General features: G+C 35.9%; 15 protein-coding genes and 7 pseudogenes. 8 read left to right on the plus strand and 14 right to left on the minus strand.

Annotated features, from left to right (window positions below):
- From AACH21_RS01635 to AACH21_RS01660, 6 genes are all read right to left on the minus strand, one after another.
- Nucleotides 1–894, minus strand: a complete 894-nt coding sequence (locus AACH21_RS01635; RefSeq protein ID WP_338482645.1) for an ankyrin repeat domain-containing protein — start codon at nt 892–894, stop codon at nt 1–3.
- Between the two features lie 64 nt (nt 895–958).
- Nucleotides 959–1684, minus strand: coding sequence for a ComF family protein (locus tag AACH21_RS01640; RefSeq protein ID WP_006279736.1), 726 nt, complete (start codon nt 1682–1684; stop codon nt 959–961).
- Between the two features lie 227 nt (nt 1685–1911).
- Complete coding sequence (locus AACH21_RS01645) at nt 1912–2226, minus strand: hypothetical protein (RefSeq protein ID WP_010082388.1); 315 nt, start codon at nt 2224–2226, stop codon at nt 1912–1914.
- Nucleotides 2227–2280: 54 nt separating this feature from the next.
- A complete protein-coding gene (gene uvrA / locus AACH21_RS01650) occupies nt 2281–5076 on the minus strand; it encodes an excinuclease ABC subunit UvrA (protein WP_338482646.1) in 2796 nt (931 codons plus the stop codon).
- A gap of 425 nt (nt 5077–5501) precedes the next feature.
- Nucleotides 5502–5651 carry a hypothetical protein gene (locus AACH21_RS01655; protein ID WP_186809131.1) on the minus strand — a complete coding sequence of 50 codons (150 nt, stop codon included), beginning with the start codon at nt 5649–5651 and terminating at the stop codon, nt 5502–5504.
- A 658-nt stretch (nt 5652–6309) separates the two neighbouring features.
- Complete coding sequence (locus tag AACH21_RS01660) at nt 6310–9417, minus strand: AIR synthase-related protein (RefSeq protein ID WP_236514424.1); 3108 nt, start codon at nt 9415–9417, stop codon at nt 6310–6312.
- A 108-nt stretch (nt 9418–9525) separates the two neighbouring features.
- Here AACH21_RS01660 and AACH21_RS01665 point away from each other — a divergent pair, with 108 nt between their 5' ends.
- Nucleotides 9526–12342: a WPE palindromic element domain-containing protein gene (locus AACH21_RS01665; RefSeq protein WP_338482648.1), complete on the plus strand. Its 2817-nt coding sequence runs from the start codon at nt 9526–9528 to the stop codon at nt 12340–12342.
- A gap of 116 nt (nt 12343–12458) precedes the next feature.
- Here AACH21_RS01665 and AACH21_RS01670 read toward each other — a convergent pair whose 3' ends face one another.
- Nucleotides 12459–12785, minus strand: coding sequence for a transposase (locus tag AACH21_RS01670; RefSeq protein WP_338482649.1), 327 nt, complete (start codon nt 12783–12785; stop codon nt 12459–12461).
- Between the two features lie 119 nt (nt 12786–12904).
- Here AACH21_RS01670 and AACH21_RS01675 point away from each other — a divergent pair.
- Nucleotides 12905–14191 (plus strand): annotated as a pseudogene (locus AACH21_RS01675) (IS4 family transposase).
- Here the strand turns inward: AACH21_RS01675 and AACH21_RS01680 are convergent.
- Nucleotides 14178–14477, minus strand: coding sequence for a transposase (locus tag AACH21_RS01680; protein ID WP_338482650.1), 300 nt, complete (start codon nt 14475–14477; stop codon nt 14178–14180). The pseudogene AACH21_RS01675 and the gene AACH21_RS01680 overlap by 14 nt on opposite strands.
- Before the next feature lie 63 nt (nt 14478–14540).
- On the opposite strand from AACH21_RS01680, the gene AACH21_RS01685 reads away from it, so the two are divergent.
- Nucleotides 14541–15373 (plus strand): IS5-like element ISWpi1 family transposase gene (locus AACH21_RS01685; RefSeq protein WP_338482219.1). Its coding sequence is split into 2 segments (ribosomal slippage): nt 14541–14910 and nt 14910–15373, totalling 834 coding nucleotides; the frame shifts between segments, so codons are not numbered across the junction.
- 36 nt (nt 15374–15409) lie between these two features.
- A pseudogene (locus tag AACH21_RS01690) lies at nt 15410–16261 on the plus strand (IS630 family transposase).
- A 28-nt stretch (nt 16262–16289) separates the two neighbouring features.
- On the opposite strand, the pseudogene AACH21_RS01695 reads toward AACH21_RS01690, so the two are convergent.
- The 4 genes and pseudogenes from AACH21_RS01695 to AACH21_RS01710 all read right to left on the minus strand — a co-directional run.
- Nucleotides 16290–16673: pseudogene (locus AACH21_RS01695) on the minus strand (IS66 family transposase); the annotation flags it as partial.
- Between the two features lie 205 nt (nt 16674–16878).
- Nucleotides 16879–19152, minus strand: a complete 2274-nt coding sequence (pnp, locus tag AACH21_RS01700) for a polyribonucleotide nucleotidyltransferase (protein ID WP_338482652.1) — start codon at nt 19150–19152, stop codon at nt 16879–16881.
- 14 nt (nt 19153–19166) lie between these two features.
- Entirely contained in the window at nt 19167–19439 is a 273-nt protein-coding gene (gene rpsO, locus AACH21_RS01705) for a 30S ribosomal protein S15 (RefSeq protein ID WP_006279944.1), read from the minus strand.
- Nucleotides 19440–19451: 12 nt separating this feature from the next.
- The gene (locus AACH21_RS01710; protein ID WP_006279945.1) at nt 19452–19712 is read right to left on the minus strand and encodes a hypothetical protein; all 261 of its coding nucleotides are present in this window, start codon (nt 19710–19712) and stop codon (nt 19452–19454) included.
- A 141-nt stretch (nt 19713–19853) separates the two neighbouring features.
- Between AACH21_RS01710 and AACH21_RS01715 the strand changes: the two are divergent.
- Nucleotides 19854–20836: pseudogene (locus tag AACH21_RS01715) on the plus strand (IS4 family transposase); the annotation flags it as partial.
- 208 nt (nt 20837–21044) lie between these two features.
- Here the strand turns inward: AACH21_RS01715 and AACH21_RS01720 are convergent.
- The gene (locus AACH21_RS01720) at nt 21045–21992 is read right to left on the minus strand and encodes an IS110 family transposase (protein ID WP_209472550.1); all 948 of its coding nucleotides are present in this window, start codon (nt 21990–21992) and stop codon (nt 21045–21047) included.
- 216 nt (nt 21993–22208) lie between these two features.
- Between AACH21_RS01720 and AACH21_RS01725 the strand changes: the two are divergent.
- Nucleotides 22209–22616: pseudogene (locus AACH21_RS01725) on the plus strand (IS4 family transposase); the annotation flags it as partial.
- A 72-nt stretch (nt 22617–22688) separates the two neighbouring features.
- Nucleotides 22689–23510 (plus strand): annotated as a pseudogene (locus tag AACH21_RS01730) (IS5 family transposase).
- A 13-nt stretch (nt 23511–23523) separates the two neighbouring features.
- Here the strand turns inward: AACH21_RS01730 and AACH21_RS01735 are convergent.
- Nucleotides 23524–23789, minus strand: a pseudogene (locus tag AACH21_RS01735) (IS4 family transposase); the annotation flags it as partial.
- A 154-nt stretch (nt 23790–23943) separates the two neighbouring features.
- On the opposite strand from AACH21_RS01735, the gene AACH21_RS01740 reads away from it, so the two are divergent.
- Nucleotides 23944–24078: a hypothetical protein gene (locus AACH21_RS01740; RefSeq protein ID WP_255324782.1), complete on the plus strand. Its 135-nt coding sequence runs from the start codon at nt 23944–23946 to the stop codon at nt 24076–24078.
- Nucleotides 24079–24089: the final 11 nt, after the last annotated feature.

Raw genomic sequence — 24089 nt, forward strand, 5'->3', positions numbered from 1 at the left:
CTATATATTCTGGCCAACTTTCTGCACAAAACTCTCTGTTTCTTCCATTTTAGTGTTAGGTTTTGACATTACGTACGCAATGCAAACAGATACTAATGCAATGGATACAGATATACCAATAGTTACTAGTATAGGTAATTCAACAATGTATCCAATACCCGCCACTATCAATGCAGTTGCAATACCACCTACAGCAATCATTTTTGCTTGCCTTTTTTTCTTACATTCCATTTCTCTCTTATGTTTTTCTTCTTCTGCTTTCTTTAAAGCAGCAGCCTCTTCCTGATGTTTTTTTTCCTCTGCCTCCTTTGCAGCATTTTCCTTAGGCTTCTCTTCTTCTGCTTTCTCCAAGACAGCAATCACCTCTTTGTCTGTAGCAAACATACTGGGAATGGAATTATTATTATCTAGTGCTAAAGGACTAGCTCCTTTATTTAACAGGCACCTCACTGCATTTATATGATTATTAGTAGCAGCAAAATGCAGCGGTGTTGAGCCAAGTTTAGAACATGAGTGAATATATGCTCCTTGCTCCAGTAGTAATTCTATTATTTCCGTATTACCGCTGTTAGCGGCACAATGCAGAGCAGTGTGTCTACCACCATCGCGTGTACTAACCTCTGCACCTTTCTCCAGTAGACGTCTTACTGTTTTTACTAAGCCTTTATGAGCAGCAATATTTAACGCAGTAGTATAATACCTAGAAGCATGGGTAATCTCTTGCCGTATTTCAAATAAATGATCTATGTGAAAATTAAGTCTTTTCCACTGATTGTATGTATCTTGGTTACATACGAGCAGCTTTTGCTTAATTTCTTCAATTATGTCACTTTCTTTTGATTCTTGCTCTATTTCTTGGGATATGGCATCAATTTCTTGCTCTTTTATACTCATAAGCTCTCCAACAACTATTTGCTATAAGTTATTTTATAGATAAAACAAAAACAAGTCAAGATTTTTACGTAATAGTTTCACAATCATTTACCGTTCTTGCAAGTGATAGCACTCTCACTTCTTTTGCACCGGAGTTTAAAATTTCCTGAGAGCAAGATCTTACAGTTGCTCCGGTTGTTACCACATCATCAACTAATATCACGATTTTATTTTTGATAATTTTCTTGTTGCTTGTTTTAAAAGCCTTCTTTAAGTTTTTTTCACGCTGTTTAAGTGAAAGACCAGCTTGAGGCACAGTATGGCGAAGGCGTTTTATTGCAAATGGCGTATAGGATAAATTGGACAACTTACTCAACTCTTTTGCAAGCAACGCTGCTTGATTATATTTACGTTTAAACAAGCGCATTTTATGTAACGGTATAGGAATTATGACCTCTGCGTTCTGAAATGTATCCTGATTAGCTTGGTGTATCCACTTTGCATAGATTTTTACGTAATTCAAATTATCAAAAAATTTGAAATTTATAATCATGTTTCTACTATGTTGATCATAAGCAAAAACTGATCTTAATACTTTAAACGGTGGAGGATTGATGATGCACTTACCACACGTATAAATATTGTCTGAGATTACTACGCCACAAACATTGCAGTAATGCTTAGTTAGAAAATTGATTTTTTTGTTGCATTCACTACACAGATTAAGATTTTCATCAATGATACATTCGCAACTTACGCATACGCTTGGAAATATGAGATTTGTAGCTTTTTTTAGTAAGAGAAGGTTCACAACTCATTAAATATATTATAAAATAATTTATATAGTATAGCTAAAGTAACTTAAGCTTACACTCTTTCACTTTTTATTTCATTTCAATATAGTTCAAACTGAGCCACTGCTGAGTGCTGTAGCTAGTGCAAGTCAGGTTTTCCTACGTCATACCGCCGCGGTATCTCTAGATCCCGCTAACAAGCAGCGGGATGACGAATTTGTCGTTTATCAAATCGTCGGTAAACCTAAGTCACTTTAGTTATAGTATCAAACATAAAGGTTGCAATATTATGTTGGCTGCTAAAATAGCACCAAGTGCACACAATGAATACACTTTCTCTGCCCTGTGACCCACGTTTATCATTATCTTGATAATACTTGTTATAATTGTCTTTACTCTCAACTCCACAAATTACATCTTTCACAGGTCCTAGCACATTATCAACGTAACGTACAGATTTATAGAAACTATTTTCTGGAACTAGTGTGTTATCTTCTGCTTTCTTAGCAGGTACAACTCCATATTCAACGTACCTTCTAAAGTATCGATATACTGACATTCTTATCTCCAAATCATAAATATGCAACCTAGCCTAATATAATTAAGAAATAGTTTATAATAAATACGTTTTAAGATACCTGCCTGTAACACTTTCTGGAATTTTTGCCACTTCTCCTGGAGTTCCAGTAGCAATCACTTCTCCGCCTTTTATTCCGCCCTCTGGTCCGATGTCTATTATATAATCTGCAGTTTTTATAACGTGCAAATTGTGCTCGATAACTATAACAGTGTTTCCCAGATCGACTAATCTATGGAGTATTTTTAGTAAGTTATTTATATCTTCAAAGTGTAATCCAGTTGTTGGCTCATCAAGAATATACAATGTTCTTCCGGTAAATCGTTTTGATAGCTCTTTGGACAGCTTTATTCGTTGTGCTTCACCCCCAGACAACGTTGTTGACGACTGTCCGAGTTTTATATAGCCAAGCCCCACTTCCTGCAAAGAAACCAACTTTTCTTTTACCATTGGAAGGTTTTCAAAAAAATCACAAGCTTGATCTATCGTCATATCAAGCACATCAGAGATTGATTTTTCTTTATAAGTAACTTCCAATGTTTCCCGATTATACCTTCGTCCTTTACACTGCTCACACTTCACGTAAACGTCCGGTAGAAAATGCATCTCTATCTTTAAGTGCCCATCACCTTTACAAGCCTCACACCTTCCCCCTCTGGTATTAAATGAAAACCGGCCTATATTATACCCCCTTGCTTTTGACTCCGAAAGACCTGCAAACCAATTTCTTATATGAGTAAACATACCGACATATGTTGCTGGATTTGACGCAGGAGTTCTACCAATTGGCGACTGATCAACTTCTATAACTTTATCTATATATTCAAGGCCTTCTATCTTATCGCATTGGCCATACCGTGCAGACGAATGATGTATCTTATGTGCTGAATATTTATATAACGTTTCTATGACTAAACTTGATTTTCCCCCTCCTGATATTCCAGTAACACAAATAAGATTCCCTATAGGAAATTTAACGTTCACATTTTTTAAGTTATTTTCACATGCATTTATTACTTTTATGAACTGAGTTGCTTGCTTTCTTCTTCTTGGAATTAAAATTTTTTTCTCTCCACTCAAATATTGCCCTGTTATGCTCCCTGAATTTCTTTGCACCTGGTCTGGTGTTCCTTCTGCAACAACTTTTCCACCATTTACGCCAGCTCCAGGACCAATATCAATCGCATAATCAGCAGCCATTATTGTATCTTCATCATGCTCAACAACGATTACAGTGTTACCCATGTCTCTCAAGTTTTTCAGTGTAGCAATTAACCGATCATTATCGCATTGATGAAGGCCTATCGAGGGTTCATCAAGCACGTACAGCACTCCTGTTAAACCAGAGCCAATTTGTGAAGCAAGCCTGATCCTCTGACTCTCGCCACCAGAGAGAGTGCTAGATTCTCGATCAAGCGTTAGGTAATTCAACCCTACATTCTTTAAAAATGCTAGCCTCTTGATTATTTCATTTAATATTTTACTTGAGATTTGCTTCTGTTGTTCTGTGAGCTTGTCTGGCAAATTTTCAAACCATTTAAGGGATTCATCGATGCTGAGCCTTGATATTTCACCTATATGTTTGCTATCAATTTTCACTGTAAGCGCTTCTTTTTTCAATCTATAGCCAGTACATTCTCTGCAGTGAGTGACAGAGCAATATCGCTCAACAAGTGTTTCATCATAATCCATCTGGTTCTCCAAGATACTGATCAAACCTTGAAATTTATTAGAGCCAAAGAGTATCATATCTTTTACTTCTTGATCTATGTTCTTCCACGGAATATCAAGGTTAAATTTGTAGTTTTCAGCCAGTGATAGAATTGCACTTTTTAGAAATCCATAACCTGTGTGCACTTGACGGAACATTGATCCCACTGGCTTTAAAGCACCCTCAGATATTGAAAGAGTTTCATCCGGTACTATTAGCTTTATATCAACACTTAGTTTTTTACCAAGCCCATTACACGAACCACATGCACCGTAAGGGCTGTTAAAAGAAAATAATCTTGGTTCTATTGCCTCAAGAGTGAAACCAGACTCGGGGCATGCAAAATTCTCTGAAAAAGTTAGAATTTGACCATTTTTATACTCGGAATTATGGTTGTCAGGTAGGTTTACTATTTCTACATACATTAGACCATTACCAAGTTTTAGTGCGGATTCTATACTACTTGGCAGTCGATTTCCTATATCGCCCAATATTGATATTCTATCTGCAACCACAAAAACGTCGTGTTTCTTGTTCTTATCGAGTTTAGGCAAGTCATCTACATTGTACACTTCACCATCTATTTTGAACCTTACGTAACCTTGTCTTTTAATTTCCAATATCTCTTTAAGATGTTCTCCCTTTCTACCACGCACAACAGGGGCAAGTATATATATCTTAGTTTCTAAAGGTAACGCAATTATAGTGTCTACAATTTGAGACACCGTTTGTTTTGTTATTGGTAATCCAGTTGCAGGTGAATAAGGAACTCCTATTCGTGCATATACTAAGCGCAAGTAATCGTAAATTTCGGTAACAGTTCCAACTGTTGACCTTGGATTTTTTGAGATCGATTTCTGGTTGATAGATATTGCAGGAGAGAGACCTGTAATCGACTCAACATCTGGTTTATCCTGAATGTTGAGAAATTGACGCGCGTAAGCTGACAGGCTTTCAACGTACCGGCGTTGGCCTTCTGCATAAATCGTATCAAATGCAAGGCTAGACTTGCCAGAACCACTTAGCCCAGTTATAACAACTAGCTTATTTTTCGGTATATTGACGTCTACACCTTGCAGATTATGTTCCCTTGCGCCCTTAACTCTGATAAAATCGTCCATATTATACCATATAGCGTATTAACCATTATAGCCTCAAAATACGTGAATTTATAGTGATATATTGATTTTCTATTGATTTTTTCAACTGTTACGGAAAATTAGGCAGCGTTTGATAAATCGTCATTCCGCTACTTGTTAGCGGCTGAGATACCGCGACGGTATGACGGTTAAGTAGGCCAGTGCCCTGATGATGTCATCCCAGTGTCAAGCACATAGCTGTACGAACGTTGTAGTTTAGGAGCAATTCCCACCAGTGGGCCAGTGCCCAGACACTGGTTCTATGCAACTTAATTAAAAACGTTTGTTTTAGCGTAAGACAACTACCTTTAGCTCATCAGCTCAGTTATAAGCAAAATTTCTGGATTCCAGACTGGAATGACACCATTTGCTGTGCAATTTACCTTCAAAAATGAATGTTCGTACAGCTATGTGTCAAGCACTGGGATGACACCATTCTTTTTTCTGGATTCCAGACTGGAATGACACCCCCCTGATAGGCTCAAATCATAGTGTTTGTACAGTTGTGAGTTTAGGCTACCTATAAATTCTAAACTGTTGTTACGTATTAGGACCACCAAATACACCCCCAGGACCCAAAGTCAGTTTAGCTATATCAGAAAACAGGTTATGTGGAAATCTTAAAATACTTCTTGTTCGCCAAGCAAAATAAATACATTCCTACAAACAAGCAGATGCTCAATACTGACACATAAGAAAACTTAAAAATTAAATCTCTAATGTATATTGATAAGCATTTACCTGCAGAAAATTTGTATAGTAATCCAACACATACAACGGCACTATCAACCACTGATGCTATAATTAAAGTAATGAAATTTGCCATATGAAAATTCAACTTGGACTTCAATTTTTCAAAAATAATTATGCTTGAGAGAAGAGATACTAAAATTGCAGTATATGAAATCAATATCATCAAATTAAAACTTTGCCATTTAAAAACACAACATAGCGCTGTACACACTATTAAGTTGTACGTAGCTTTGCTTCTGCCATAAAATTCAACCATTGAATTTACAACTAAAGCAGCTCCCACAAATAAGGCAGCACATATCATCAATTTATTTGAAGTGTTGAGTAAAGAAAGACTGATAAACAGGAGTATCGATAAAATAGACATAATTACCTACCCAAAATTAATAACATACATTCATTCTAAATAAACATTACATATAGTAAAAGAGTTATTTAGCATAATAAGAAAAATATTTTATATTAGCATGCCACATCTTTCAGATCTACTTTTAAAACATCCTTTATGTTTAGCACCTTTTTCTCTGTTACTTTGCCAATACATGAATAAACTGCACCTTCAAACAATTCTTCAAACCTCTTCTGATTTTGTGGTGCAATAGTAACCAAAATTCTACTTTGCGATTCAGAAAACATTATTATCTTGTTTATTATGTCTGTATTTTGTATTTTTCCTATTGGCACTAGTGAAAGATCGATTTCAGCACCAAGGTCTCCTGCAATTAGCGATTTTGCCAGAGCAATAACTAATCCGCCTAAGTTTGGTGCAATTGCAGAGGCAATTATGCCATCTTTTATTGCCTGGTTGTAACGCTCATACAACTTCCTAGCGCTCTTTGCATCAACTTTTGGTACGTTGTTATTACCTATTCCACTATATAACTGATATTCAGATCTACCAAGTTCATCAAGTGTTTCTCCAAGTACATATATCAAGTCTCCCGGCATTTTCACATCAAGCGATACCGCATTTTCAATATTTTCTATAATTCCAATTGCTGAGATGAGTAATGAAGGTGGTGCGGAGATTATCACTTTCTCGCCATTTTCATCATATCCCTTGAAGTCATTGAACATACTGTCTTTTCCGGATATGAATGGTGTTTTAAATGCAGTTGCAAAGTCGTAACAAGCCTCTGCAGCTCTCTTTAGCTGCCATAGCCTTTCTGGATTATAAGCATCACACCAGCAAAAATTGTCGAGCAACGCTAGATGATTTATATTTCCTCCTGCGGCTACATAGTTGCGTATCGCGGTGTCAATTGCACATGCTGCCATGTGGTAGGTGTCAATTTCTCCATAACTTGAGCCAAATCCTTGCGATTTTACAACACCTTTATTTGAAGAAAGAACAGGCCTTGAGACAATAGCTTCGCTGCACATTCTTCCCTTGCCTTGCAGTGGTTTTAACACTGACGATCCTTGAACCTCATGATCATATTGCACCACTATGAACTCTTTGCTGCAAATGTTTGGTCTGCTCAGCATTTCTTTTAGTTCAGTTTCTTGGCTTGATGTCATGCAAGTAGCTGACACGCAAAGGGTGTCATGCAAGTAGCTGACACTGGAATCCATTTCACATTCAATTCCACCATTAGATGAGTTTTGGCGTAAAATGTTTGCAGGCTTTACCTGCTGGATCCCAGTGTCAAGCACTGGGATGACAGGAAAGGATACAGCAGACTCCTTAGACCACGGCTTTGTCTGTAAATGCACTTTAGGATTACCATCATGCAGAAATTCAGTTCCGATATCCATTATTACTTTCCCTTTAGGACATTTAACAACAGCTTTACCACTCTCATTGAACTCTCCAATCACACAAACCTCCACATCATGTTTTTTCATGATTTGCTTAAACATAGGGAGATTTTCTTCTGGCACTGCTAAGGTCATTCTCTCTTGTGATTCTGATATCCATATTTCCCACGGAGCCATACCATCGTTTTTAAGGAGAACCTTGCTCAAATCAACTTCAAATCCGTCTTTTCCCATTTCACCAATAGATGATGATAGACCGCCTGCTCCATTATCCGTTATTGCATTATAAAGATCAAGATCTCTTGCTTCCAAGGCGGCGTTGGATAATTTTTTTTGTGTTATAGGGTCACCAATTTGCACAATTGTTGAAGGGCTGTTTCCCGACAAAGCCTCTGAGGAAAACGTTGCACCGTGAATTCCGTCCCTTCCAACTCTTCCGCCAATAATTACGATTTTATCGCCGTTTTTAGGCCCTTTGATGTGTGAAGGTGCGTTATTTATGTTGCGTGGAATAATTCCGACACTGCCAACAAAGACTAACGGCTTTCCACAAAATCTATCGTCAAAATATACCGATCCAAGTTGTGTTGGAATACCAGAGCAATTACCAGCAACATTAACACCGTGAATCACTTCTTTCATTATATATTTTGGCGGTAAGATCTCATCAGTGCGCTCTTTATCCCTATAAAACTTGCCTTTTGCTTCTTTGGCAAAGCAAAAGTAATAGGTATTCATTATAGGCTCTGCGCCTTTACCGAAACCAACTATATCACGATTTACTCCAAGCACTCCAGTCATTGCTCCACCAAATGGATCAAGAGCTGAAGGGCTATTGTGAGTTTCAACTTTATCTACAATCAAGTAATCGTCATCAAAAATTATTCCTCCTGCGTTGTCAGAGAAAACTGACACACATATGTCAGAATTTATCTCACGCGTTGCACGCTTGATATAATGTGCGTATAGGCCATCTTTTATTTCATCAATGGGAGAGCAAAAGATATTGTGCTTACAATGTTCAGACCAAGTTTGTGCTAGGGACTCAAGTTCAATATCATATGGATTTCTATTAAGTTTTTTAAAGTAATCCTTTATAGCTTTCATTGCTGCCAGAGAGAGCCCTAAAGTGCCATTACCATCGATTCCATCTCTGCTGATCTTTTCAAGCTCTTGGTCACTTACATTGAGGTCAACGGACTTAGTACTATCCTCTGTCATCCCAACCCTACCTTCTGTCATTCCAGTGCTTGACACTGGAATCCAGTTTTCATTATACAATTGCTTGAAATTTTCTGGATCCCAGTGTCTGGGCACTGGGATGACACCTTTTAATTTACCGTAATGCCTCCAATAGCAATTGCCGTTTTCTTTATAAACAAGAATGCAATACTCAGTGATAGGATTAAATTCTTGTTTTATATCATCTTCAGTTGCTTGACTTAGAATCAATTTTGAACTTCTTGCTTTTATACAAACATTTTCATCAATGTAGTCCTTGTTTATTAAATATTCTCTAACAATTTGTTTCGCTGTGTTGCCTACATTGTCAGTCATGCCAGGTAAAAAGCTTATCTCCAAGCCCCACTTTGCTTGTGGTTCTATGAAGTTATATTGAACTTCTTCAAGGTTTTCATTGTAGGAATAATAACGGCAGTCTTGTATGACTTTATTATAAAATAGCCCACAAATTTCTTCATGTAATTTTGATGGTAATTCTTTGCTTATGTAAATCAAGTAAACATTAACTACCCTTCTGCGGCCAAATTGTTCACATTTATTTAAAACTTCTATTCTGATGTTTGCCATGTAATATTGTGAAAGACTTTAATATATCATAGCATAAGAAACTGCGAGCACATTTATATTTTAAATAATTTCTATACAATAAAAGTATTGTATTAATTGTTACTGTTAGTGGGAAGAGTTTTTACTGTTAATGTGGATGAATCCCTTTTTGATGTGCTGGTTCAGCACATATTTTCTGAATATGAAAGAGAAAAAATTCCCGAGATAAAGGTCATACTTCCTTGCAAGAGGGATGTGATAGCGCTGCTGAGTGCATTCAAGAATTATAACGCTGAAAAATGCATAATTTTGCCAGAGATAGTTTCGCTAGAGAACATTGATGAGGAAGATTTAATATTAAATCTTGATAGAGTTAAAGTTATAAGTCCAATAAAAAGGACGCTGCTATTCATTCAATTCATATTGGAATGGAATAGAAAAAATAATGATAATTTCCCAATTGATTTAGCTTATAGCCTGCCATCATTGCTTGATAAAATTCAATCTACCCAAACAACGGATTGTTATCAATTTGATGAACATTCAAAAAAAATAGAGAATTTCATAAGCTTACTCACTGAGACTTGGAGTAAAACTTTAAAAGATTTAGAAGTAGTAGATATATTAAAACATAAGAGTGATTACATAAACAATATGATAACCTCTTTACAAAAAGACCAACATATAATCTTTGTTGGAATTGGAAAGGATAAGTCGTTAATTAAGGCTATATATGATCTGCCATTTGGAAAAATAATTTTGCCTAACCTGAATTTGAAAATTAAAGAGAAAGACTGGAAATTGCTTGATAAAAAACACTATCAATATTGCCTGAAAGATCTACTCGATTATTTAAAAGTGGATAGAAGGGATGTTAGTTTTCTGCCAGAAGCGTGTTCTGGTGTCATCCCAGTGCCCAGACACTGGGATCCAGAAAACTTAACTTTAAATGAGCGCACCAGGTGGCTGTATAATGAAAACTGGATCCCAGTGTCAGCTACTTGGATGACAGAAGAAAGGGCTGGGATAACAGGAAGTCCTGAGGAATATCTAGATTACGTCTTTGATACAACTGCCGATCTAAGCAAAGTTAGTAGTGGACATGTTGGCAATATTGAAGTCATCACTTGTGATTCCAGAGAGGAAGAAGCACAAGTGACATCATTAATTATAGAAAATGAAGGTTATGAAAACATTTCTTTGGTCGTCTTTGATAAATTACTTGCAGCTCGTATAGCATGTTTATCAAGGCAACACAGTGCCATACCGGAAAATTACCCTTATATAACGCTTCTGCTTTATAGTATCGAAGTTTTGACCTCAAATTGGAGCAGTGTGTCATTACTTTCGCTCCTTAAACATAGGCTAGTGACTTTTGGTTACACTCAAGAAGAGTACACTCGGATTTTATCTGAATTTGAAATAGAGATATTACGCAACTTTAGTACAAATGGCCTGAGCGATATTATAAATGCTATCAATGCCCATAAAAAGCTAAAATACAAAGAAGATATATTAGTTATTATCAGTAAGTTAGAGGTTATATTTAATCCTTTACTTCGTTCTATAAATTGCTCTATTTTTGATGTGGTAGCAACTCATTTGCAGTGTATTAATATATTATCTGGTATAAATTTTTCAGAGCTAAATAGTGAAATAGGTAATTTTACCTGTAATTTTTCAAATGCATGTGAGGGTGTAGAAATTAAATGCTCCTTAGAGTTATATAGCCAAATTCTGACCTTATTTTTAGAGAAAGAGTTTTTCTCTGTAGCAAGTGACTTGAATAAATTCAGCTTATATCACAACAAAGTTGTGATACTTGCTGGATTTAATGAAGCGCCAAGCTTTCAAAGTCCGCTTTTGAATGCACTTACGAGAGAAAAATTTAATCTTCCTTCTGCGCAAGAAGAGCAGGGGTATTTTTTTTATACTTTACACAATTTGTTTTGTGCAAGTAAGGTTTATATTACAAGATCGCTAAGCCATAGAAAACCAATGCTATTGCAGCGTTTGGAAATTCTGTTGCAGGGGTCAAAATATCCTTATCGTGATTGGCTAAGGATATTAAATACGCCTGAATGTACTGTTCCATGTACTCAGCCTATGCCAAAACCTCAAACCGAAGTTAGAAAAGAAAAAATGCAGGTGATGTCTTGCAGTGCAATAGAAAAGCTAATTCGTAATCCTTATTCATTTTACGTTGAGTATATACTGGGCCTTAAACAATTAAGAGACTTGAATTTTAAGCCATCGATATTGGAATTTGGCACTATGGTACACAACATTCTTGCAAGATATTTACGCAACAAAAAATCTCCAATGAGCATTGCACGAGAAGCATTCTCGACTAGTCAGTTTAATTTTTCAAATATGTGGTGGGTAAGACTACAAAAGATAATTCAATCTTTTGTCGAATTTGATGAAACTCGAAGCAATTATGTTGAGTTGGAAAAGAGCTTTTCCTGTCCGATATTTCATATTCCAGCGCGTGACACTGGTTCTTGTGATCAGTATGAAACTGCTTGGATGACGAATAGAGATCTGATCCCACAAGAAATCTTACTGACAGCAAGATGTGATAGAGTTGAGTATCTACCAAGTGGGCAAGTAGCAATTATAGACTATAAGCTTGGTACACCACCTTCCAATGAAGAAGTGATGTCGGGGTTTTTTCCGCAATTAATTTTACAAGCCTTAGCGGTAGAACATATAACAAAAAGAGAAGTCTCAGAACTTGCTTATTGGAAACTTGATTATGATAAAATAAAAGTTATTTCTATACAAAATTATAGATACAAAATGCAAGAATTAAAAAATGATCTGCCTGGTTTTTTATCTAACTATTTAAGTGATTCCACACCCTTTATTGCCTCTCCATATTTTGATAAATTCTTGAGATTTAACAGCTATAAACAGCTAGAAAGGGTAGGAGAGTGGTTGTAAATGGTGTCATCCGAGTACCTGACACTGGTTTCTATCCAAAAGGGTGTCATCCCAGTGCTTGACACTGGGATGGCTTTGTTGCATCACACTTTATGAGATGGTGATTTATGGTAAATTCATGTAACTATCTCAAATTTAGCCATACCAATATCAGTGAATTTATTAAGCAAATAGCATTTGATTAGCAGTTCTTTTTCTCGATTTATCTCAGATTTATTCCTAAAACTAAATCCGAATATTTGCTTTAATCTTGAGAAAAACCCTTCAATATAAGATCTTTTCCCATAATTTACTTCTTTTTTCCATTCTTTCATGCCATCTTCACCGTATAATTTTATTAACCTAATAGCAGCATTCCTGTCAGACATATAATCTATTTCTGGATGTTCTGCCGCATTGTTTATTGGTGGAATTTTTGTCTTTATATCATATTTGTTACACAACTTATAAAACTTGTGCCTATCACATGCTCCATACGCGTCAAGTTAAGGAAATAAAGGTATGAAAGAGATAGAATAATAAGGTATAAGTTCTCCCAGATATACTTTTAGTGAGAGAACCAATGAATAAAATAACTTGCTTATCAAAAAAGCTCAAAGAATTTTTTAATGAAAAAGCAGAGAAAATCTCAATTACAACAAGGTTTATAAAAAGAAAGAGAAAGCTAAAAGGTTCATCATTCGTAAAAGCCATGGTCTTGGGTAATATAGGAGTTGATAATTGTAGCGTAGAAACAATGTGTCAATTACTAAACGAGGACTCGATAGATATAACAAAACAAGGTTTGGATTTTAGATTTACTGAAGAAGCAGTGGAATTTATGAAAAGGATGTATAATGAATCTGTGGTTCTCTTTAAAAATATCTTGCAAGTTGATTGCAAAATCTTACAGCAATTTAATAGTGTTAAATTATTGGACAGTAGCTATATTACTCTACCTAACAGTATGGAAGAGATGTATAAAGGTTATGGTACTAGCTGCAGTGGCTATGAAAGCAATACTAAGTCTGGAATAAAGTTACAATTAGTTTTCGATTACATGAATCAGATAATAGACCAACTTAATTTAACGGAGGGAATAAGATCAGACCAGGGATATAGGAAACATTTAAGTAATATATCAAGCAATGATTTGCTAATATCTGATCTCGGTTATTTTGTGCCAAGTTCTTTTAAACAAATCAATGAAATAGGAGCTTATTTCATAAGTCGTCGATACCAACGTATATGATGTAGAAACAAATCAAAAAATGGAGTTATTAGAATGTTTAGAGGATAAGTTATTTTTAGAAAACGAGGTATTGTTAGGAAAAGAAGCAAAAATTAGAGTAAGAATTATATGTCAGAAACTAACTGAAGAACAGTCTATAGCCAGAAAAAGGAAAGCTAATAGATTAGCAAGATCGCAGGATCCTCTAAAAGAAATCAAAAATTGTTGAATTGGTATAACTAATGTTCCAGAAAATAAAATTAGTGCTGAGCAAGTATTACAGAGTAAGGTGGCAAATTATTTAAATTGTATAAAAGTCATATCAGGCTTGATAAGCTAAAAGGAAAGCCATGCAGAGTATTATGTGAACTATATGCTAAATTGTGCGCAATTCTTATATTTTACGGCATAGTTGGTTGCACAGAAGTGAAAAAGAATACAGAACTTAGCTTAACAAAGGCATTTATTGAGCTAAAAAGACGGGTTAGAGAGTTATTTTTAGTATTAACCAAGATTAATAGTTTAAAAGCATTTCTTAAAAAACTCACTATAACTTGGTCGCGATTTTCATTAAAAGACAAACGTAGAAGGGCTAGAGTATCCACTTTAACCTCTCTAAATTTGCTCACAATCTCTTAACTTGACGCGTATGATCACATGCTCTATCTGCATATAGTGCTTTTATGGCATGATGAAAATCAACTTCTTTTAGCAAATCACAAGCTCCATAGTGATCAGAGTAGACACCGTTACTGTATTTTACAGCTATGGCTTTTTTGTTGTTTATATTCAACATTACGTGCAATTTTCTCGTTTGCTCATAGCCACGATATTTTCTGTCAGTGCTATTTTCCTTGCTGTGACCAGGAGTGTTGTTGTATATACTAATTCCTGTACTGTCTATAGCAATTTCGATATCTTCCATATTAGAGGTTGTCCGGAAACAAGTAAAAGGCTATAATATCTGAAATTTTAGTACGGGGTAAAGATGAGAAAAAAGTATCCAACAGATCTAAGCGAAAGGGAATGGGCAAGAATAGAAAAACACTTCAGAGTATCATACAAGAAAGGAGGAAGGCCGCCAAAGTATAGCAAAAGAGAAATATTAGAAGCAATTTTCTATGTATTGCGTACAGGGTGTCAATGGCGGTATTTACCAAATGATTTTCCGCTATGGAAGACTGTGTATGAGCAGTTCAGGCAATGGAAGAAGCAGGGAATTTTTGAGAAAATGAATTATGAAATTACAAAATATAGTAGAAGAAAAATAGGAAGGAATGAGCAGCCGAGTGCCTGTATAGTAGATAGTCAATCTGTAAAGACTACAGAAAAGGGGGGATCAAAGGCTATGATGGAAGTAAAAAAGTAAAGGGTAGAAAAAGGCATATAATTACAGACACTCAGGGTTTTATACTAGGTTGTTACGTAGGCGCTGCTAACGAAAATGATAGAGATGGTATTAAAATAGCATTAAACAATATGAGAACAAAATATACTAAAGTTAAAAAAATGTGGGCTGACATGGGATACCAAGGAAGAAATTTAAAGAATCACACAAAGGAAGAATATGACATAGATATTGAAATTGTTACAAGGCCTCCATGTAGATTTTGGGTGCACAAAGATACGCCACCTGAGCTACTACCAACAAGAGAACAAGGGTTTAAAGTACAGCCAAGAAGATGGGTTGTAGAAAGGACTTTTGCTTGGGTTAATAGGAATAGAAGGCTATCGAAGGAGTATGATTTACTCACAACATCCACTGAGAATTTCATATACCTAGCTATGAGTAGGGTTATGTTAAAGAGGGAATATGCTTGAATTTACTTGTTTCCGGACAACCTCTAAGGAGGTTGAATGCCAGCAGCATATAGTTATGATTTAAGAAAAAAAGCAATGGAAGCGCTAGACGAAGGAGAAAGCAGAGAAACAGTGGCAGCAAGATTTAAGATTGGACGAACTACTTTATGGGAGTGGCAGCAAAGAAGAAAAGAAACAGGAGACTTTCAATCAAAAAAACTTGGAAATGGGGGTTACAATCACAAAATTACCGACTGGGGTACCTTTGCCAAATTTGCCAGAGAACACGGAGGAAAGACTCTATCGGAAATGGCTAAACTTTGGAACAACGTTAGTATCCAAACGATCTATCGAGCCCTTAAAAAAATTGGATTTACGCGCAAAAAAAGACATATGGATACAAGGAAAGAAACGAAGAAAAACGTGCTGAATTTTTGAAAATTATAGCGACAAAAGAACCTAAAAACTTAGTGTATATAGATGAGTCTGGCATTGATAACACCGAAGACTACCCCTACGGATATTGCCAGAAAGGACAGCGGTTTTATGCCTTAAAATCTGGAAAGAAAACTCAACGAATCAGTATGGTTGCAGCCTTAAGTGGAAGAAAGATAGTTGTTCCGTTAACCTTTGAAGGCCACTGTAATATGGATGTTTTTAATGGATGGTTTGAGCAATTTTTGACACCGATCTTGGAACCTGGACAGACTGTCATTCTTGACAATGCTACTTTTCATAAGTCTGATAAAGCTTGCTAAAGGGGTTGGTGCAGAAATTTTGTATCTGCCGCCTTATTCTCCAGATTTCAACAAAATTGAGCATCATTGGTTTGCTATAAAAAACAGAGCCAGGAAAAACATTCCTCTATTCGAATCCTTTCGTCGTGCTGTTGATTCTGCCTTCCTATGACCTGTTCGGACTATTATGAGAAATGCTATACTACATAAGGCCTAATTTCCGGAAGATCAACTTTTTGGTGAACATAAGGTTTTTCGCATATTACAAGCTCTCCTCCGCATTCGCAAATATTAGGCAACTCTATTTTTACTACTTTATCCGCTTCCATTGTAGCATGAAAATTTCCTTTATGCCCAACCTGATCGCCAACATTCCTTTCGCTTTTTGGCTTGTCCTTTTTTGTTTTGTACAATTCTTTAGAGCTCGGTAGAGATGAATTTTTCGAGTTTAAACCAAGCCTTTCCTTTAATTCAGCGTTCTCTATCTTTAAAGCTTTATTTTCTGCTTTTAAGTTTTCTATCTCTGCTTTCAGTTTTTCTATTTTTTGCTGTAAATTTTTGCAAAGTTCTAAAAGGTTTACCACATTACCTCACTTTTGCTCTATGATTATCTTTTTAGATCACTTTGTCTACCTTATTCTACCACTCCGCTGAACGGATACCTTGGGTTAGCTATAGCTAACACCACAATTGTACTAACATTGTGATTTGAGAACAACCTTCACCAGAAAGGGTGTCATTCCAGTGTTAAGCACTGGAATGACGAGAGGTAACGCAAGAAGTTTACTCTTAATAAAAACCTGATGATGAATCATTATTACCAAATTTCGGCCTATTTCTATTGCTGAAACCAGAACGAGGACGAGGAGGCCTCTTATGGTGACTTCCTCCAGGTTTTCTACTAAATGAATTATTGTAATAATTATCCCTGTCATTTGGACCATCTTTCCTTTCCTCGTTGTAAAGCTCACCTTCAAAAAACTCTCCCGTCTCTTGATCAACCCGACGTCTTGACAACTTTGGACACCCACCTTTTTCGAAGTCAATTACTAGTGCTTTGAAAGTATCATCTTGTTTAAGTGCGCTCTCTATAGAATCTATATGTTCATTAGCTACTTCACTTATGTGCATTTTTCCTTTTCTGCCATTAAGAAATTCAAGCTCTACAATAGACTTCTCTATTCTTACAACCTTGACATCAACTATAGAACCTTGTTCTAGTTCTGTTATTGAATCAATCATCATACTCTTTGCAATTTCAGCTTCAGTGCCACTCGTAGCAAAAACAGAAACTTTACCATCATCTCCTATTTCAATTTTTGCATTACTTCTTTCACACACACTGCGTATATTTTTCCCCTTAGAACCTATAGCAGCAGAAATTTTGTCTTTATCTATGTAAAATGATAACATCCTTGGTGCATGGTCTTTGACATCATCACTGTGTTCTGAAATCACTGCATTCATTTTTTCTAAAATATGTAATCTTCCAGCTTTTGCCTGTTCTAAAGATTTTTCAACAATTTCAAAGCTTATACCAGAAATTTTCATGTCCATTTGTAGCGCCGTAACCCCTTCACTAGTTCCTGCTACTTTAAAGTCCATATCACCAAGATAATCTTCATCACCAAGTATATCGGAAAGTATTACATACTCGTCTTTATCTTTGATGAGACCCATAGCAATTCCAGCAACAGGGGCCTTTATTGGCACACCCGTATCCATTAAAGCAAGAGAAGTCCCACAAACTGTTGCCATAGAAGAAGAACCATCAGACTCCAAAATTTCGGACACTACTCTTATTGTATAAGGAAATTCAGACTTATCGGGTAAAACAGGATGAATTGCTTTCCAAGCAAGTTTGCCATGACCGATTTCTCTTCTTCCTGGTGCACGCGCAGCAGAAGTTTCTCCAACAGCAAATGAGGGAAAGTTATAATGCAACATGAAATGCTCACGTCTATCCCCTTCAATATCATCCACAATTTGCTCATCTTGAGTGGTGCCAAGAGCAGTAACAACCAGTGCCTGAGTATTGCCTCTTGTAAATAGTGCAGAACCGTGAGTTTTGGACAGAATATCAACTTCAACTTCTATCTGACGTATCTCATCATGCTTACGACCGTCTATCCTTACACTTTTCTTCCTAATTATTTCACGTACTAAAGATCTTTCAAAGTTTTTTACTGCATACGTAATTAACTTTTCGTCTTTTCCAGTTTCTTTAAGAGTATTCAATATATTCTCTCTGATCGCTTCTAGAGCTTGAACTCGCTCTTGTTTTACTGTTTGCGAATATGCTTTTTCAAAATCTTTACCGTATTTTTCGAGCTTTTGTGTTATATCTGATGCATCAATAGGGGCAAAGCTCTCAGGTTTATTGCCAATTGTATCAGCAAACTCTTTTATGAGCTTAATGACAGGCTTAAGGTGTTCATGGCCAAATTTTATTGCATTAAAAACATTTTCTTCAGAGAGCTCTTTCACTTCTGATTCAACCATTAAAATTGAATTTTCATCACCAGACAAAAACAGATCCAAGCTGCTTGCTTTCATCTCTTGAACAGAAGGGTTGAGTATATAGTTATTATTTTCATCACAACCAACCATCACTCCAGCTATAGTAAAGTGAAAGGGAACACCAGAAATTGCAAGAGCTGCAACAGCACCAATCAATGCTGGCACTTCAGGAGGATTGACTGTATCATAAGTTAATAGATTGCACACCACACTAATTTCATCATGAAATCCTTCTGGGAATAGTGGTCTTATACTTCTATCTATTACTCTTGAGATTAAAGTTTCTCTATCAGATGGCTTGCCTTCTCTTTTAAAAAACCCGCCAGGGATCTTACCCATGGCATAGCTTTTTGCGATAAACTGCACATTTAAAGGTAGGAAATCAACGCTTTCTTCCTTCTTTTTACGTACAACAGTTACTAAAACAGAAGTATCACCGTAATTTACAACTACTGAACCATGAGCTTGGCGTGCTATTTTTCCTGTTTCTAAAGATAAGGGACGACCACCCCACTCTATAGATTTTTTTATAATTTTAAACATATTAAATTCCTCGATTATTTTCTAATGCCTAACTTCTCTATTAATTCCTGATAGGCTTCATTACCAAATTTACGCTTTATATAATTTAAGTGCTTGCGTCTTCTACCTATCAATATAAGTAAACCACGCTTAGAGTGATGGTCATGCTTGTGCACTTTAAAATGCTCAGTTAAGTTACTGATCCTCTCGGTCAAAATTGCACATTGTACAAAAGATGAGCCTGTATCATCTTCTTTAATTGCATATATATTTATCAAACTCTTTTTCTTTTCGGATGTTATCGACATCTAAACCTCATTTTAAATATTAAAAACACGAATAGGTTTCACACAACCATAAATAAAACTGCAGATTGCAATAGGTACACTACCCACCACCGCACAACAAATATCATGATTCTTTAAATTACGCAAGTTATTTAATACAACTTCCTGACCTTTTCTGATTTTTCCCGCATCTTCTAGGGAAATTTCAACTTTGAACATCGATTTTAAAGCCGATTCAATGGGGATGACGAAACTTTTTGTATTACTCCCTGTCACTCCATCATCTTCTGTCATCCCACCCCCCTCTGTCATGAAAGTAGCTGACACTGGTTTCCATCCAAGACGGTGTCATTCCTTACTATTACCCACAAATATAAATGTACTTATAAATAAAGTATTACAATATTAGAGTTTGCAAATATTGAGGGTATAAAAATGGCAAACGAGAGTAATGAATGGGCTAAAAATGAATTTGGAGATGCTGTACTTGGAGATAAAAGATTAACTGACCGATTAGTAAATATTGCTGACAGTTTGATAAGTTTACCTGAAAGCTCAATTAATGAGGCATGCGGAAGTTGGTCAGAAGCAAAAGCAGCATATCGTTTTTTTTAAAATGAGAACGTAAAAGAAGTCGATATTCTAGCTTCACACATTGATAAAACAGTTGAGAGAACAAAAGCTCACAAGAGGGTTCTTGTCATTCAAGATACCAGTTACATTGTATATAATAACCATAAAAAAACAAGCGGATTAGCAAATTTGTCCAGTTATGATACTGCAAAAGGTATTATAATGCATACAGATCTTGCCGTTAGTATAGAAGGTTTGGTACTAGGGATACTAGATCAAAAAGTTTATTCAAGACCTGAAGAAAATGAGAACCTTAAAAAAAAGAGCGATCGCATTGAAGATAAAGAAAGCGTAAAGTGGTTGGAAACTTTAAGAAAAACAAATAATATTATTGATCCAACTCAAACTGAGACTATAACTGTATGCGATAGAGAAGCAGATATATATGACTTTTTTGAGCTTGCACATAGTCTTAATTCGGCAGTGCTAGTTAGAGCATGCAGAGATAGAGCAGTAAATAGAAAATCTCGATATCCTGAAAAAGGTGAGCAGAAGTTATGGGCATTTATTAAATCCTCTCATTGTGCAGGTACGGTAGAAGTTGAAGTTCCTGTAAAAGATAATAAGCCAAAAAGAACAGCACGTTTGGAAGTTAGATTTGGAAAGTTTATGATGAATCCATCTAAGAATAATATTAGGCATAAGACGGAAGAACTACCTAAATTACCACTTTATGCAGTTTATGTTGTTGAGAAAACTCCCCTTCCCTTAAAAAAAAACCGCTAGAATGGATGCTATTAACGAATCTTTCAGTTAATACTTTCGATGAAGCTGTTGAAAAAATTAGTTGATATCAACTATGTTTTTTAAAAATTTTTTTATTTGTGTAATTTTGCAAATTATATGGGCAATAAAAACCCGTTTGTCATAGAAATAGAATTTTATATCAAACAGCTACCACAGCAATTTCTGCTTAAGCTAATGAATATGTGCTTTAAGTCTGTGTGGACGCACATATTCATTAGCCAATTTCAGTTACCGTTGTGAAGATTTTTAAGTATGCAAATTAATTGCTTCTTTAAGTCTTGTATTAGCAATTACTATAATTTTACGCATTAGGGCTGTTATAGCCACCATCTTCTTCTTACCACTTTCAACAAGCTTAGAATAAAAGGCGCCAAGTATAGATTTTGACCTTGTAGCAGCCATAGCGGCTGTAAACAGCTTTGAACGAACGTTACTTCTACCACCTGTAATCCTTCGGTAACCAACAGCTTTACCACTTTCTTTTGGATGCGGTGCAACTCCGGCAAGACTTGCTACTTCTTTTCTATTTAAGTAACCAAGCTCTGGCATTAAACACAAAAAATCTTGTGATAACTTTTTACCTATTCCAGGAACTGTTTTAAGAATTTTTTGGCGTTGTTGTAATTCGCGGCTTTCATCAATAATCTTTTGTATAGTATCATTGAGTTCGTTTATTTGACTATCGAAAAACTCAATGGTCTTTTGACAGCTTTCTTTTATATGATCATTTTCCGGTGCTTCAAGTCTGCATTTTTCTTGAGTTCTCATTTGCGTAATATCATCACGACGTTGACAAAGTGCAGCCAAAGTTGATTGTTCTGTAGAGGTAGGTACAAATAGAGAGATAGTTCTATGGCGTTCAAATCCATATTGAGCAAGAGCTCTTGCATCTGATCTATCAGACTTTGCTAAAGTTCCGTGAGATAAAATAAAGCTTTTTACTTTACGAGTATTAGCTCGATGCACGGCAATATTTTTGTCGGTAAGAAAATGTGATAAGCCAAGCTCATATTTCCCTGTATTTTCTAAAGTCACTAAAGCATTAGGTAGAATATCTGAAAACTCTTGAAATAATTGTTGCCAACCAGAAGCATTATTATCAAATTCGACAGCATTCTTCTGTTTGTGAATTGCAACGACATTTTTAAATTTTCCGATGTCAATGCCAATAAAATTTTGATAAGATGTAACCATAATAAACCTCGATAGTTTTAGTTAATTTAAGATTGTAAACGGGTGCATATATATGTCCCAAGCAACTATTCAAACGTATCGAGAGATAGGGCTAGCGTACCTTGATACCAACGGTTGTAATACCAATTTCCTTTCGGTCGCGCACGCCCGCTATTCCTAGTGAGCAGGGTTATCTTTCTCTCTTATCTCTTTTATATCACGTTTTTAACTTACAATTGCCTTAGATGGAAAATAGAGATATTACATAAAATTTTAAATCCGGTCTCAAAGTTGAGGAATGTAGACTTGGAACAGCAGAAAGATTAATGAGGTATTTAACAGTCATGAGGATTATTGCTTGGAGAATTTTCTTTATTACATCAATTGCAAGAACTAACCCAACATTACCATGTACTGCCTTATTAGCTGAGGAAGAATGGAAAGTTTTATATGTTAAAATACACAGGAAACCATGTCCAAATATAGCCCCTACTATAAAAGAAGCCGTTTCGTGAACTTGGAGGTCATTTAGCAAGAAAAAGCGACCCAAAACCAGGACCAATTACTCTTTGGAAAGGATATAAACGTCTCTTTGATTTAGCAGAAGGATGGCGACTTGCTCACGAACCTCATATTTGTTGGTAATAGTAAGATTTGAGAGGTTGTCCACAAACCAAGGAATACGTAGTATATAAAGAAAGAATATTGAGGTAAGAGATGAGGAAAAAATATCCAACAGATTTAAGTAAAAGGGAATGGGCAAGAATAGAAAAACACTTCAGAGTATCGTACAAGAAAGGAGGAAGGCCACCAAAATACAGTAAGTGTGAGATAGTAAATGCAATTCTTTATATACTGCGCACAGGATGTCAATGGCGCTATTTACCACACGATTTTCCGCCGTGGAAGGCTGTGCATGAACAGTTTAGAAGATGGAAAAAGCAGGGAATTTTTGAGAAAATGAACTATGATATCACTAAATATAGTAGGTCAAAAATGGGAAGCCGAGCGCATGCATAGTGGACAGTCAATCGGTAAAAACCACGGAAAAAGGGGGGCAAAGGTTATGATGGTGCGAAAAAGGTAAAGGGGAGAAAAAGACATATAATCACAGATACTCAAGGATTTGTGCTTGGTTGCTATGTAGGAGCTGCAAGCGAAAATGACAGAGATGGGGTGAAGATGGCATTGGACAATATGAAGGAAAAATACAGCAATATTAAGAAAATGTGGGCTGATATGGGATACCAAGGAAAAGATTTAAAGGATTACGTAAAGAGAGAATATGGGATAGATATTGAAATTGTCAAAAGGCCTCCATGTAGGTTTTGGGTGCATAAAGATACACCACTAGAACTATTGCCACAACGGGATCCTGGATTTTCAGTACAGCCGAGAAGGTGGGTGGTAGAGAGGACTTTTGCTTGGATCAATAGAAATAGAAGGCTATCAAAGGAGTACGATTTACTTACAACATCTACTGAAAGTTTCATATATCTGGCTATGAGTAAAGTTATGTTAAGTAGGGAATATGCTTGATTTACTGGTTTGTGGACAACCTCTTAAATTCTTGAAAGCCTGTATGGCAAATCTTATACCTTGCTTTAGAAAAAGCTTGCTTTGAGGGTACATGTCAATGGCTCCATAAGTTCACATTCTATTCCCAAACTTTTTTTAACTAACTTTAAAATCATAGAAAATACTGTCGAAAAAGGAAGTTTTCTTGTTCGTGTAAAACTCAACACAATGGATTTTCTGAAAAGTTTTCGAGTATATTATATTTTTAATTTGTAGAATAAGGTTTTTTCCTTTTTGCATATTTCACCTAAAAAGGACACATTTTAGACTTCTTTGTTGAAATAAAACAGAAACAAAAGTGCTGTCCCTTGCACTCTTTGGATAATTTAATGATAAAAAATTTGGAGAGAAATTTTATACACTATCGCTGATATTTTTCCTTAAGTTGACGCCATTGCCTGAACACTTACCTAATGATGAAGCTATCGAAAACATAGCAAAGAGACTTCAAAAATCTATAGACGATGCAAAAAAGCACAAGGTCATGTTTAGTGTTGATGTATTCCAAGGAGAAAAAAGTCATCAATAATAGATTATTCG

It is taken from the genome of Wolbachia endosymbiont (group A) of Ophion costatus (assembly GCF_963969245.1).
Lineage (GTDB): Bacteria > Pseudomonadota > Alphaproteobacteria > Rickettsiales > Anaplasmataceae > Wolbachia > Wolbachia pipientis.